The sequence below is a fragment of the Rhizobium sp. T1470 genome, from assembly GCF_042140505.1.
Lineage (GTDB): Bacteria > Pseudomonadota > Alphaproteobacteria > Rhizobiales > Rhizobiaceae > Rhizobium > Rhizobium favelukesii.
Window position 1 is genome coordinate 1923253 of sequence record NZ_CP148091.1, and the last position, 13096, is coordinate 1936348.

The window sequence follows — 13096 nt, forward strand, 5'->3', positions numbered from 1 at the left end:
TCTCTGCTTTTCGTCTCATGCCAATTGCCAGCGCGGAGCGCGTCGCTATGACTGAACATAACGTTCGCAATTTTACGATCAATTTCGGACCGGAGCATCCGTCCGCGCACGGTGTTCTGCGTCTCGTGCTTGAGCTCGATGGTGAAATCATCGAGCGCGTCGATCCGCATATCGGCCTTCTGCATCGGGGCACTGAAAAGCTGATCGAGACGAAGACCTACCTGCAGGCCGTTCCCTATTTCGATCGTCTCGACTACGTCGCGCCGATGAACCAGGAACACGCTTTCGCGCTCGCCGTCGAAAAGATGCTGAAGCTCGAAATTCCGATTCGCGGTCAGCTCATTCGCGTTCTCTACTCCGAAATTGGCCGAATCTTGTCGCACATCATGAACGTGACGACGCAGGCCATGGACGTCGGTGCGATGACGCCGCCGGTCTGGGGTTTCGAAGAGCGCGAAAAGCTGATGGTGTTTTATGAGCGCGCCTGCGGCGCCCGTATGCACTCAGCCTATTTCCGTCCGGGTGGCGTTCACCAGGACCTCCCGCCGGAGCTGGTCGAGGATATCGGGAAGTGGTGCGATCCCTTCTTAAAGATCCTCGACGATATCGAAGGCCTGCTGACCGACAACCGTATCTTCAAGCAGCGTAACGTCGATATCGGCGTCGTATCGCTGGAAGACGCATGGTCGTGGGGCTTCTCGGGCGTCATGGTGCGCGGTTCGGGCGCTGCCTGGGATCTGCGCCGCTCGCAGCCCTACGAGTGTTACAACGATATGGAATTCGACATTCCGATCGGCAAGAACGGCGACTGCTACGATCGCTACCTGATCCGCATGATCGAGATGCGCCAGTCGGTTCGCATCATGAAGCAGTGCGTCGAGCGCCTGATGGGCAGTGCCAAGACCGGTCCGGTCTCGTCGATCGACGGCAAGGTCGTTCCGCCGAAGCGCGGCGAGATGAAGCGTTCGATGGAAGCGCTCATTCACCACTTCAAGCTCTACACGGAAGGCTATCACGTGCCGGCCGGCGAAGTGTATGCGGCCGTCGAAGCGCCGAAGGGCGAATTCGGCGTCTACGTCGTCGCCGATGGCAGCAACAGGCCGTACCGCTGCAAGATCCGTGCACCGGGCTACGCCCACCTGCAGGCGATGGACTTCCTCTGCAAGGGCCACATGCTCGCTGACGTGACGGCCGTGCTCGGTTCGCTCGACATCGTGTTCGGTGAGGTAGACCGCTGATGAAGCTGCCTCCTTGCTGCCTCCGGGGCCGTCGCCCAGGACGTCGGCGGAATGGGCCCGAAGCTGGGCCAGGGCGAGGTGCAGCCGCCGGCAGCAAAGGCCTCGATGGGCGACCTGTTGTCCAAGGGCTATGAAATCAAGGCCGCCGTTCCGAACGGCGGCAAGTTCGTTGTGTTTTTGCAAAAAGACCAGTCGGCCTACGCATGCGAGATGAAGTCTCTGACGGCATCGCAGTGTGGGACCATAAACTGACAAGGCGTGAGGAAGAATGTCCGTTCGTCGATTAGCCGAAGATCAATTCCAGCCTGCCGCGTTCGCCTTCAATGACGAGAACGCGCTCTGGGCGGAAAAGACGATCAAGAAATATCCCGCTGGCCGTCAGCAATCCGCGGTCATCCCGCTGTTGATGCGGGCGCAGGAGCAGGATGGTTGGGTCACGCGCCCCGCGATCGAAAAGATCGCCGACATGCTCGACATGGCCTATATCCGCGTTCTCGAAGTTGCGACCTTCTACACGCAGTTCCAGCTGAACCCGGTCGGTACGCGCGCCCACGTCCAGGTGTGCGGCACAACGCCCTGCATGCTGCGCGGCTCGGAAAGCCTGATGGCGGTCTGCAAGAGCAAGATCCACCATCACCCCTTTGAGCGTAACGCTGACGGCACGCTCTCCTGGGAAGAAGTCGAGTGTCTTGGGGCCTGCGTCAACGCGCCTATGGTCATGATCGGCAAGGATACGTACGAGGACCTGACGCCGGAACGTCTTGAAGAAATCATTGATACCTTCGAGGCCGGCAATGGCGCGAGCATCACGCCCGGCCCGCAGATCGACCGTCACTTCTCGTCGCCGGAGGGCGGCCCGACGACGCTGACGGAAGACGAACCGAAGGCAAAGAAGGCGCCTGCAAAGAAGGCCGTTGCCGAAGCTGCGACGGCAAAGGTCGATGCTGCTCCGGTTCCGCCGTCTGAAGCTGCGCGCCCGAAGAGCACCGATGCTGAAACCAACGCTGCATTGAAGACGCCGGCAACGGCGCCGAAGGCGGCCGCCAGGAACGTGAAGGCTGTCGAAGAACAGGCGGCTGCTGCACCGGCAGCGGCTCCGGTTGCCACGGCAAAGCCCTCGCTTACCGACAAAAACCGTCCGGCCGGCATCGAAAAACCGGCTGCTCCGGATGATCTGAAGCTGATCTCCGGCGTCGGTCCGAAGATCGAAGGCACGCTCCACGAACTCGGCATCTTCACCTTCGCGCAGGTCGCGAGCTGGAAGAGGGCCGAACGCGAATGGGTTGATGGCTACCTGAATTTCAAGGGCCGCATCGAGCGCGACGACTGGGTCAAGCAGGCCAAGGCGCTCGCCAAGGGCGGCGAAGCCGAATACATTAAAGTCTTCGGTAAGAAGCCGCGGTAAGGGGTGAAGCATGTTACAAGATAAAGACCGCATCTTTACCAATATCTACGGCCTCAAGGACAAGTCTCTGAAGGGCGCGATGAGCCGCGGCCACTGGGACGGCACCAAGCAGATCCTCGAAAAGGGTCGCGACTGGATCATCAACGAGATGAAGGCATCGGGCCTTCGCGGCCGAGGCGGCGCGGGTTTCCCGACCGGTCTCAAGTGGTCCTTTATGCCGAAGGAAAGCGACGGACGCCCACATTATCTCGTCGTCAATGCCGACGAATCGGAGCCCGGCACCTGCAAGGACCGGGACATCATGCGCCATGATCCGCATACGCTGATCGAGGGCTGCGTGATCGCCAGCTTCGCCATGGGTGCAAACGCGGCCTATATCTACGTCCGCGGCGAATATATCCGTGAGCGTGAAGCCCTGCAGGCGGCGATCGACGAATGCTATGATTACGGCCTGCTCGGCAAGAACAACAAGCTGGGCTGGGACATGGACATCTTCGTCCATCACGGCGCCGGCGCCTATATCTGCGGCGAAGAAACCGCTCTGCTCGAAAGCCTGGAAGGCAAGAAGGGCCAGCCGCGCCTGAAGCCGCCGTTCCCGGCCAACATGGGTCTCTACGGCTGCCCGACGACGGTCAACAACGTCGAATCGATCGCGGTTGCTCCGACCATTCTGCGCCGCGGCGCTGGCTGGTTCTCGTCGATCGGTCGTCCGAACAACGTCGGCACCAAGCTGTTCATGCTGTCGGGCCACGTCAACAAGCCGTGCACCGTCGAAGAGGAAATGGGCATCACTTTCCGCGAGCTCGTCGATCGCCACGCAGGCGGCATCCGCGGCGGTTGGGACAACCTGCTTGCAGTGATTCCGGGCGGCGCATCGTGCCCGATCGTTCCGGCAAAGGACATCATCGACTGCCCGATGGACTTCGATGGCCTGCGCGCGGTCGGTTCTTCCTTCGGTACGGCCGCTGCGATCGTCATGGACAAGTCCACCGATGTCATCAAGGCCATCGCCCGCATCTCGGCCTTCTTCAAGCATGAGAGCTGCGGCCAGTGTACGCCGTGCCGCGAAGGTACCGGCTGGATGTGGCGCGTGATGGAGCGCATGGCCAAAGGCAATGCCCACAAGCGCGAAATCGACATGCTGTTCCAGGTCACCAAGCAAATCGAAGGTCACACTATCTGTGCGCTCGGTGATGCTGCCGCATGGCCGGTGCAGGGTCTGATCCGTAACTTCCGTCACGAGATCGAAGCGCGTATCGACCAGTATACGGCAAGCGCACTGGATCACGGGGCGGTTCTCGAGGCTGCAGAGTAAGGCTGATGACGAAGGCGTCCGATAGCACTGACAAGGAAGGGGTGGCTGATTTCTCGGCCGACTTCGGCCGCCTTGCTGCCGAGATGCTGGAAAACGCCCGTGCGCTGCCGGTGCCGTCCGTGATGGTCAATCCGGCTGCGGCAATGGCGGCGGCTACCGCGATCGGTTTCGGCTTTTCGACGCAGATGGCCGGCGCATTCTTCGGAGCGCTGCAGGGCGCGCTCGATGCAACGAGCAAGCTCGCCTCCGTTCTCGACGAAACGCCGCCCGATGAGGGCAAGCCGCAAGTCGAGGTCCGGCCGGAGAGGGCGCCTGCCAGGAAGGTTGCAGACAAAGTCAGGCTTTCGGTTGTTCCGGTTAGGCAACCGAATGCCACGCCTGAAGTGGTTGCCAAACCCGCTTCAGGCGCTCGAAAGGCGGACGATCTGAAGCAGATTTCCGGCGTCGGTCCGAAGATCGAGCAGGTGCTGAACGCCAGGGGCATTCGCTCCTTCGCCATAATCGCCGGCTGGTCGGACGAGGACGCGGCGCACATCGACGCCGAACTCGGCTTCGACGGGCGGATCGCCCGCGATGGCTGGGTTGCGCAGGCCAAGGCGCTGATCGCCAAGGGGCGAAAGCGGAAGTGAATTTTCGGCCGAAACGGCCGGAGCAGGGTCAAGGCTGAAGAGGACGGGCAGGCGCCCGAAACTGCGAAGGCCGAAGGCTGATCCCGGGTCTCGGGATCGGCAGAGAATTTGAGCGACACCGATGCCAACGGGACAAGAATCCGGCCTGGCAGCGAAACTGTTGCAAAGTGGGTTTGTTTGCCGCCATCCGGCAAACGGAAAACAGGACTGAGTGACGATGGCAAAACTGAAGATTGACGGTAACGAGATCGAAGTACCCGATCATTACACCCTCATTCAGGCGTGTGAGGAAGCCGGTGCTGAAGTTCCGCGCTTCTGCTTCCATGAGCGCCTTTCGGTTGCCGGCAACTGCCGCATGTGCCTCGTTGAGGTAAAAGGCGGCCCGCCGAAGCCGCAGGCATCCTGCGCCATGGGCGTGCGCGATATCCGCGGCGGCCCGAACGGCGAACTGCCGGAGGTCTTCACCAACACGCCGATGGTCAAGAAGGCCCGTGAAGGCGTGATGGAGTTCCTGCTGATCAACCATCCGCTGGATTGCCCGATCTGCGACCAGGGCGGCGAATGCGACCTGCAGGACCAGGCGATGGCCTTTGGCATCGATAGCTCGCGCTATCAGGAAGACAAGCGCGCCGTCGAAGACAAGTACATCGGACCGCTCGTCAAGACGGTCATGAACCGCTGCATTCACTGCACGCGTTGCGTCCGCTTCACGACCGAGGTAGCCGGCATTTCCGAACTCGGCCTGATCGGCCGCGGCGAGGACGCCGAAATCACGACCTACCTCGAGCAGGCGATGACCTCCGAGCTGCAGGGCAATGTCGTCGACCTTTGCCCGGTTGGCGCTCTGACCTCGAAGCCGTTCGCCTTCACGGCCCGTCCTTGGGAATTGAACAAGACCGAAACGATCGACGTCATGGACGCACTCGGTTCCGCAATCCGTGTTGACACGCGCGGCCGCGAAGTCATGCGCGTGATGCCGCGGGTCAACGACCAGATCAATGAAGAGTGGATTTCCGACAAGAGCCGCTTCATCTGGGACGGCCTTAAGACGCAGCGCCTCGACCGCCCATACGTCCGCAAGGACGGCCGCCTGCAGGCTGCGACCTGGGGCGAAGCTTTCGGCGCGATCAAGGCTGCCGTTGCCGCGACCAGCGGCGAGAAGGTCGGCGCAATAGCCGGCGACCTCGCATCCGTCGAAGAAATGTACGCACTGTCGGAACTCGTGAAGTCGCTCGGTTCCGAGAACCTCGACTGTCGCCAGGATGGGACGGCACTTGATCCGTCGCTCGGCCGCGCAAGCTACCTCTTCAACCCGACGATCGAAGGCATCGAGCAGGCGGACGCACTGCTGATCATCGGCGCCAACCCGCGCTTCGAAGCCGCCGTGCTCAACGCCCGCATCCGCAAGCGCTGGCGCCGCGGCAACTTCCCGATCGGGGTGATCGGCGAAGCTGGCGAACTGCGCTACGGCCATGAATATCTCGGCGCTGGCCCGGACACGCTGAAGGATCTCGCTGACGACAACCACGCCTTCGCCAAGGTTCTGACGGATGCCAAGAAGCCGCTGATCATCATCGGCCAGGGCGCTCTGTCGCGCAGCGATGGTGCTGGTGTTCTCGCAACTGCTGCAAAGCTTGCCGGCACGGTCGGTGCAGTCGTGGAAGGCTGGAACGGCTTTGCTGTTCTGCACACGGCGGCATCGCGCGTCGGCGGTCTCGACCTCGGCTTCGTGCCCGGTGCAAAGGGTGTCAACGCTGCAGAGATGCTGGCATCAATGGATGTTCTCTTCCTGCTTGGCGCCGACGAACTTGATTTCGCCGCCAAGAAGGCAAAGCTGACGGTCTACATCGGATCGCACGGTGACCACGGTGCCCACAATGCCGATGTCATCCTGCCGGCGGCAGCCTACACCGAGAAGTCCGGCACCTGGGTCAACACCGAGGGTCGCGTTCAGATGGGCAATCGAGCCGGCTTCGCACCGGGTGACGCCCGCGAAGACTGGGCGATCCTGCGCGCGCTTTCCGACGTGCTCGGCAAGAAGCTTCCGTTTGACTCGCTTGGCGAATTGCGTGCAAAGCTCTATGCGGCCTTCCCCCATTTCGCAGCGCTTGACGAGATCGCTGAAAGCGACAGCGCCAAAATTGCCGCAGTTGCGAAAAAAGCCGGCAAGATGAACAAATCCGGGTTTGCTTCGCCGGTCAAAGACTTCTATTTGACGAACCCGATCGCGCGCGCTTCGGCAGTGATGGCCGAGTGCTCGGCATTGGCCCGCAACAACTTCAAAGTCGCGGCAGAGTAAGGGCAGGGGACTATGGAATCGTTTGTTTCAACTTATGTCTTGCCTGGCCTCCTCATGGTCGGTCAGTCGCTTCTTCTCCTGGTCTGCTTGCTCGTCTTCATCGCCTACATCCTGTTGGCAGACCGCAAGATCTGGGCAGCAGTGCAGCTCCGCCGAGGTCCGAATGTGGTAGGTCCGTGGGGACTTTTCCAGTCCTTCGCCGACCTTTTGAAGTTCGTCTTCAAGGAGCCGGTCATTCCGGCCGGCGCCAACAAGGCGGTCTTCCTGCTGGCGCCGCTCGTGACCGTGCTTCTGGCGCTGTCGACCTGGGCCGTCGTGCCTCTGGCTGATGGATGGGTCATCGCCAACATCAATGTCGGCATCCTGTACATCTTCGCGATCTCCTCGCTTGAAGTGTATGGCATCATCATGGGTGGCTGGGCCTCGAACTCGAAGTATCCGTTCCTCGGCGCGCTCCGCTCGGCCGCGCAGATGGTGTCCTACGAAGTCTCTATCGGCTTCGTCATCGTCACAGTCCTGCTCTGCGTCGGTTCGTTGAACCTGACGGATATCGTCCATGCCCAGCAGGCCGGCCTCGGCACGCGCCTCGGTCTGCCATCGTCGTTCCTCGACTGGCATTGGCTGGCGCTGTTCCCGATGTTCATCATCTTCTTCATTTCGGCGCTGGCCGAAACGAATCGCCCGCCTTTCGACCTTCCGGAAGCAGAATCGGAACTCGTCGCCGGCTTCATGGTCGAATACGGCTCCTCGCTCTACATGATGTTCATGCTCGGCGAATATGCGGCCATCGTTTTGATGTGCTCGCTGACGACCATCCTGTTCCTGGGGGGGTGGCTGCCGCCGGTCGACGTATGGTTCCTGAACTGGGTACCGGGCGTCATCTGGTTCACGCTGAAGTCGTGCCTGGTGTTCTTCATGATCGCGATGGTCAAGGCATTTGTCCCGCGCTATCGCTACGACCAACTGATGCGCCTGGGCTGGAAGGTCTTCCTTCCCTTGTCGCTCGCCATGGTCGTTATCGTTGCATTCGTGCTGAAGCTGACGGGTTGGGCATGATCATGCCGGCCCTCGTTTCAAGCAATATTGGAGGTTGAAGATGGCAGGCTTGTCCAACGCTGTCAGCTCGCTGTTCCTGAAGGAATTCGTCAGTGCGTTCTGGCTGACCTTCCGGTACATTTTTAAGCAGAAAGCAACAATCAACTACCCGTTCGAAAAGGGGCCGGTCAGCCCGCGCTTCCGCGGCGAACACGCACTGCGTCGCTATCCCAACGGCGAAGAGCGCTGCATCGCCTGCAAGCTCTGCGAGGCGATCTGTCCTGCCCAGGCGATCACCATCGAAGCTGGTCCCCGCCGCAACGATGGCACGCGCCGCACGGTTCGTTACGACATCGACATGGTAAAGTGCATCTACTGCGGCTTCTGCCAGGAGGCATGTCCGGTCGATGCGATCGTCGAAGGTCCGAATTTCGAATTTGCAACGGAAACCCGCGAAGAACTCTACTTCGACAAGGCGCGGCTTCTGGAGAACGGCGACCGTTGGGAGCGCGAAATCGCGCGCAACATCGCGCTGGACGCACCGTACCGTTGATCGAAATTGAAATGCCGGAATGCCGCCCGTCGCGCGGCTACCGGTCAACATGCACCGAGGCTTTGCCGGACCCGTCCATGCGAAGCTTCATCGGGCAGGGAAACTCCCGGCTGCCCGGGGGAAGATGAAAAAGGCACCAACATGGGTCTGCAGGCTCTATTTTTCTATCTTTTCGCCTTTGTCGCGGTAGCGTCGGCGTTCATGGTCATTTGGTCGAAGAATCCGGTACATTCGGTTCTCTTCCTGATCCTGGTTTTCTTCAACGCGGCCGGCCTCTTCCTGCTGCTCGGCGCCGAATTCCTTGCGATGATCCTGCTCGTCGTTTACGTCGGTGCCGTGGCGGTTCTCTTCCTCTTCGTGGTCATGATGCTTGACATCGACTTCACGGAGCTGCGCGCCGGCGTTCTCGAGTACGCGCCGATCGGTGCGATAATCGGGTTGATCCTGGCGGCTGAGCTCATCGTTGTCGTCGGCGGTACGGTCATTTCGCCGGAGATCGCCAAGACGGTCGCGATGCCGATCCCGGCTCTGACCGAGCGGACGAATACCGCTGCACTCGGCGACGTGCTCTATACGAATTACGTCTACTTCTTCCAGATCGCTGGTCTCGTGCTGCTCGTCGCTATGATCGGTGCGATCGTGCTGACGCTCAAGCATCGCACGCACATCAAGCGGCAGGACATTGCCAGACAGGTTGCCCGCAATCCGGCGACCGCCGTTGAGGTGGTCAAGGTCAAGCCGGGGCAGGGCGTTTAAGGCAGGCGCGAGCTTAAGGAACAAACACAATGGTCATCGGACTTTCCCATTACCTGACGGTCAGCGCCATCCTCTTCACGCTCGGCGTCTTCGGCATCTTCCTGAACCGGAAGAACATCATCGTCATCCTGATGTCGATCGAGCTCATCCTGCTCGCGGTCAACATCAACATGGTCGCCTTCTCGTCGTTCCTGAATGACATCGTCGGCCAGGTTTTTGCACTGTTCATTCTGACCGTCGCTGCAGCTGAAGCGGCAATCGGTCTTGCAATTCTCGTCGTCTTCTACCGCAACCGCGGCTCGATCGGCGTCGAAGACGTCAATATGATGAAGGGCTGAGGGCTCATGTTTTTATATAAAGCTATCGTCTTTCTTCCCCTGATTGGCGCGATCATCGCCGGCCTCTTCGGCCGCGCGATCGGCGCCAAGGCATCGGAATACGTTACCTGCGGCCTGATGATCATCGCCGCGGTGCTGTCGTGGTATGTCTTCATCACCGTCGGCATGGGTCACCATGAAGGCGGCCCGATCAAGGTTGAAGTCCTGCGCTGGATCCAGTCCGGCGGCATTGACGTTTCCTGGTCGCTGCGCGTCGACACGCTCACCTCCGTCATGCTGATCGTCGTCAACACGGTCTCGACGCTGGTGCACGTCTATTCGATCGGATACATGCATCATGATCCGCATCGCCCGCGCTTCTTCGCCTACCTCTCGCTCTTCACCTTCGCCATGCTGATGCTGGTGACCGCCGACAATCTGGCCCAGATGTTCTTCGGCTGGGAGGGCGTTGGTCTGGCCTCGTATCTGCTCATCGGCTTCTGGTTCAAGAAGCCGTCGGCAAACGCCGCCGCAATCAAGGCCTTCATCGTCAACCGCGTTGGCGACTTCGGCTTCATCCTCGGTATTTCCAGCCTGTTCGTACTCTTCGGCTCGATCAACCTCGACACCATCTTCGCGAACGCAGCGAGCTTTGCTCCGGCCGAAGCCGGCGGCGCGGGCGGCGAAATCGTTCTCAACCTCTTCGGCATGCACCTCGACAAGGCACATGCGCTGACCGGGGCCTGCCTTCTTCTCTTCATGGGCGCAATGGGTAAGTCGGCACAATTCCTGCTGCACACCTGGTTGCCTGATGCCATGGAAGGCCCGACGCCGGTGTCGGCACTCATCCATGCCGCGACCATGGTTACCGCAGGCGTCTTCCTCGTTGCCCGCATGTCGCCGTTGTTCGAGCTTTCGCCAGATGCGCTTGTCTTCGTAACGACGATCGGTGCCATCACGGCCTTCTTCGCCGCAACTGTCGGCCTCGTTCAGAACGACATCAAGCGCGTCATCGCTTATTCGACCTGCTCGCAGCTCGGCTACATGTTCGTCGCTCTCGGCGTCGGTGCATATGGCGCTGCAATCTTCCATCTCTTCACGCACGCCTTCTTCAAGGCTCTGCTGTTCCTCGGTGCCGGCTCGGTCATCCACGCCGTCGATGGTGAGCAGGACATGCGGTACATGGGTGGCCTGCGGACACACATCCCCGTCACCTTCTGGATGATGACGATTGGCACGCTGGCACTGACCGGCGTCGGCATTCCGTTCACGCCGTTCGGCTTTGCCGGCTTCTTCTCGAAGGACGTCATCATCGAAGCGACTTACGCTTCGCATTCGCCGGTCGCGGGCTTCGCCTTCACGCTCCTGGTCATTGCAGCTCTGTTCACCAGTTTCTATTCCTGGCGCCTGGCGTTTCTGACCTTCTTCGGACAGCCGCGCGCCTCGCACGAAGTCATGCACCACGTCCATGAATCGCCGCAAGTCATGCTGGTTCCGCTCTATCTTCTCGCTGCCGGTGCGGTTCTGGCAGGCGTGCTGTTTGAAGGCCGCTTCTATGGCGAGGAGTATGCCGAGTTCTGGAAGGGCGCGCTCTTCACCTCCAAGGAAAACGAGCTGCTTGAGCAGTTCCACCACGTTCCCGCGTGGGTCGGCCTCAGCCCCTTCATTGCGATGGTCGTTGGCTTCGTCACGGCCTGGTACATGTACATCAAGTCGCCATCGACGCCGCGCATCCTCGCGCAGCAGCATCGGGTTCTGTACCAGTTCCTGCTCAACAAGTGGTACTTCGACGAACTTTACGACTTCCTGTTCGTACGCTCGGCAAAGGCGCTCGGCCGCTTCTTGTGGCAAAAAGGTGACGTCGGCGTCATCGACACCTACGGCCCGAACGGCATCGCTGCCCGCGTCGTCGATGTCACCAACCGCGTCGTGCGCTTGCAGACCGGTTACCTCTATCACTACGCGTTCGCCATGCTGATCGGCGTTGCGGCGCTTGTTACCTGGATGATGCTCGGGAGTTCCTTCTGATGACCGATTGGCCTATTCTTTCAACGGTCACCTTCCTGCCGCTCGTCGGCGTGGTGCTCCTACTGCTGATGAATGAAAACGGTCCGAGTGGCCGCCGCAACGTGCTCAACATCTCGTTGATGACGACGGTCGTGACGTTCGTCCTTTCGCTCCTCCTCTGGATTGGTTTCGACAATGCGAACCCGGGCTTCCAGATGATCGAGAAGCATGGCTGGCTTGGCACCGGCATCAGCTATCATCTCGGCGTTGACGGGATCTCGATGCTCTTCGTGATCCTGACGACCTTCCTCATGCCTTTCTGCGTGCTGGCGAGCTGGCTGTCGATCGAGAAGCGCCTGAAGGACTACATGATCGCTTTCCTGATCCTGGAAGTGATGATGGTCGGCGTCTTCGTTTCGCTTGATATCGTTCTCTTCTACGTCTTCTTCGAAGCCGGCCTCATTCCGATGTTCCTCATCATCGGTGTCTGGGGCGGCAAGGATCGCGTCTACGCCAGCTACAAGTTCTTCCTCTACACGCTGCTCGGCTCCGTTCTGATGCTGCTTGCCATTATGGCGATGTACTGGCAGGCCGGCACGACCGATATTCAGGCACTGCTCGCCTACCAGTTCCCGCCGCAGATGCAGACCTGGCTCTGGCTTGCCTTCTTCGCGTCATTCGCGGTGAAGATGCCGATGTGGCCGGTTCATACCTGGCTTCCAGACGCGCACGTTCAGGCGCCGACGGCCGGCTCGGTCATCCTGGCCGGCGTGCTTCTGAAGCTCGGCGGCTACGGCCTGATCCGCTTCTCGCTCGGCATGTTCCCGGTTGCCTCCGAGTTCTTCGCACCGCTCGTCTTCGCGCTGTCTGTGATCGCCATCATCTACACCTCGCTGGTGGCGCTGATGCAGGACGATATGAAGAAACTGATCGCCTACTCGTCCGTTGCCCACATGGGTTACGTGACGATGGGCATCTTTGCGGCCAACGCGCAGGGTCTGCAGGGCTCGATCTTCCAGATGCTGTCGCACGGCATCGTCTCGGGCGCTCTCTTCCTTTGCGTCGGCGTCATCTACGACCGAACCCATACGCGAGAGATTGCGGCCTATGGCGGTCTGGTCAACAACATGCCGAAATACGCCGTTGCGATGATGGTCTTCACGATGGCGAACGTCGGCCTGCCGGGCACCTCGGGCTTCATCGGCGAATTCCTGACCCTGATTGGCGTCTTCCGCGTCAACACCTGGGTCGCGCTCTTCGCCGCAACGGGTGTTATCCTCTCCGCTGCCTATGCGCTCTGGCTCTATCGCAGGGTCATCTTCGGCGCGCTAGAAAAGGAAAAGCTCAAGGCGCTGCTCGACCTTTCCCGGCGTGAACAGCTGATCCTCTATCCGATGATCGCACTGACCATCTTCTTCGGCGTCTATCCGGCTCCGGTCTTCGATGTGACCGCTGCATCGGTTGACCAGCTGATCCATAGCTATACGGCCGCAGTCCAGGCAGCGCACGACGTTGCGCTGTCGATGAAATGATGACGGGACT

11 protein-coding genes and 1 pseudogene are annotated in these 13096 nt (G+C 60.3%); all 12 read left to right on the forward strand.

Annotated elements, in window-relative coordinates; translation table 11 throughout:
- Positions 1-47: 47 nt before the first annotated feature.
- The 12 genes and pseudogenes from WGT02_RS09675 to WGT02_RS09730 all read left to right on the forward strand — a co-directional run bounded on the left by WGT02_RS09675 (position 48) and on the right by WGT02_RS09730 (position 13086).
- Positions 48-1238 carry an NADH-quinone oxidoreductase subunit D gene (locus WGT02_RS09675; protein WP_024314723.1) on the forward strand — a complete coding sequence of 397 codons (1191 nt, stop codon included), beginning with the start codon at positions 48-50 and terminating at the stop codon, positions 1236-1238.
- A 9-nt stretch (positions 1239-1247) separates the two neighbouring features.
- Positions 1248-1490, forward strand: a pseudogene (locus tag WGT02_RS09680) (hypothetical protein); the annotation flags it as partial.
- A 16-nt stretch (positions 1491-1506) separates the two neighbouring features.
- A complete protein-coding gene (locus WGT02_RS09685) occupies positions 1507-2643 on the forward strand; it encodes an NADH-quinone oxidoreductase subunit E (RefSeq protein ID WP_208248155.1) in 1137 nt (378 codons plus the stop codon).
- A 10-nt stretch (positions 2644-2653) separates the two neighbouring features.
- On the forward strand, positions 2654-3958 hold the full coding sequence (nuoF, locus tag WGT02_RS09690; protein ID WP_024314720.1) for an NADH-quinone oxidoreductase subunit NuoF: 1305 nt from the start codon (positions 2654-2656) through the stop codon (positions 3956-3958).
- Between the two features lie 2 nt (positions 3959-3960).
- A complete protein-coding gene (locus tag WGT02_RS09695) occupies positions 3961-4587 on the forward strand; it encodes a 5' DNA nuclease (protein WP_197901955.1) in 627 nt (208 codons plus the stop codon).
- A 217-nt stretch (positions 4588-4804) separates the two neighbouring features.
- Positions 4805-6886 (forward strand): NADH-quinone oxidoreductase subunit NuoG, encoded by a 2082-nt coding sequence (gene nuoG / locus WGT02_RS09700; protein ID WP_024314718.1) that lies wholly within the window; start codon positions 4805-4807, stop codon positions 6884-6886.
- A 12-nt stretch (positions 6887-6898) separates the two neighbouring features.
- Positions 6899-7942 (forward strand): NADH-quinone oxidoreductase subunit NuoH, encoded by a 1044-nt coding sequence (nuoH, locus tag WGT02_RS09705; RefSeq protein WP_024314717.1) that lies wholly within the window; start codon positions 6899-6901, stop codon positions 7940-7942.
- A gap of 40 nt (positions 7943-7982) precedes the next feature.
- Entirely contained in the window at positions 7983-8474 is a 492-nt protein-coding gene (gene nuoI / locus WGT02_RS09710) for an NADH-quinone oxidoreductase subunit NuoI (RefSeq protein WP_007789671.1), read from the forward strand.
- 141 nt (positions 8475-8615) lie between these two features.
- Positions 8616-9230, forward strand: coding sequence for an NADH-quinone oxidoreductase subunit J (locus tag WGT02_RS09715; RefSeq protein ID WP_024314716.1), 615 nt, complete (start codon positions 8616-8618; stop codon positions 9228-9230).
- A 29-nt stretch (positions 9231-9259) separates the two neighbouring features.
- Positions 9260-9568: an NADH-quinone oxidoreductase subunit NuoK gene (gene nuoK, locus WGT02_RS09720; protein ID WP_007531803.1), complete on the forward strand. Its 309-nt coding sequence runs from the start codon at positions 9260-9262 to the stop codon at positions 9566-9568.
- A 6-nt stretch (positions 9569-9574) separates the two neighbouring features.
- Positions 9575-11575, forward strand: coding sequence for an NADH-quinone oxidoreductase subunit L (gene nuoL / locus WGT02_RS09725; protein ID WP_024314715.1), 2001 nt, complete (start codon positions 9575-9577; stop codon positions 11573-11575).
- Positions 11575-13086, forward strand: coding sequence for an NADH-quinone oxidoreductase subunit M (locus WGT02_RS09730; RefSeq protein WP_024314714.1), 1512 nt, complete (start codon positions 11575-11577; stop codon positions 13084-13086). Before nuoL ends, WGT02_RS09730 begins: the two co-directional genes overlap by 1 nt.
- Positions 13087-13096 lie beyond the last annotated feature (10 nt).

Excerpts from the sequence above, each read along its gene's own strand:
- WGT02_RS09675 (WP_024314723.1), top strand. The coding sequence starts at position 48 with ATGACTGAACATAACGTTCGCAATTTTACGATCAATTTCGGACCGGAG.
- nuoF (WP_024314720.1), top strand. The coding sequence starts at position 2,654 with ATGTTACAAGATAAAGACCGCATCTTTACCAATATCTACGGCCTCAAG.
- nuoG (WP_024314718.1), top strand. The coding sequence starts at position 4,805 with ATGGCAAAACTGAAGATTGACGGTAACGAGATCGAAGTACCCGATCAT.
- nuoL (WP_024314715.1), top strand. The coding sequence starts at position 9,575 with ATGTTTTTATATAAAGCTATCGTCTTTCTTCCCCTGATTGGCGCGATC.
- WGT02_RS09715 (WP_024314716.1), top strand. The coding sequence starts at position 8,616 with ATGGGTCTGCAGGCTCTATTTTTCTATCTTTTCGCCTTTGTCGCGGTA.
- WGT02_RS09730 (WP_024314714.1), top strand. The coding sequence starts at position 11,575 with ATGACCGATTGGCCTATTCTTTCAACGGTCACCTTCCTGCCGCTCGTC.
- nuoH (WP_024314717.1), top strand. The coding sequence starts at position 6,899 with ATGGAATCGTTTGTTTCAACTTATGTCTTGCCTGGCCTCCTCATGGTC.
- WGT02_RS09685 (WP_208248155.1), top strand. The coding sequence starts at position 1,507 with ATGTCCGTTCGTCGATTAGCCGAAGATCAATTCCAGCCTGCCGCGTTC.
- nuoK (WP_007531803.1), top strand. The coding sequence starts at position 9,260 with ATGGTCATCGGACTTTCCCATTACCTGACGGTCAGCGCCATCCTCTTC.
- nuoI (WP_007789671.1), top strand. The coding sequence starts at position 7,983 with ATGGCAGGCTTGTCCAACGCTGTCAGCTCGCTGTTCCTGAAGGAATTC.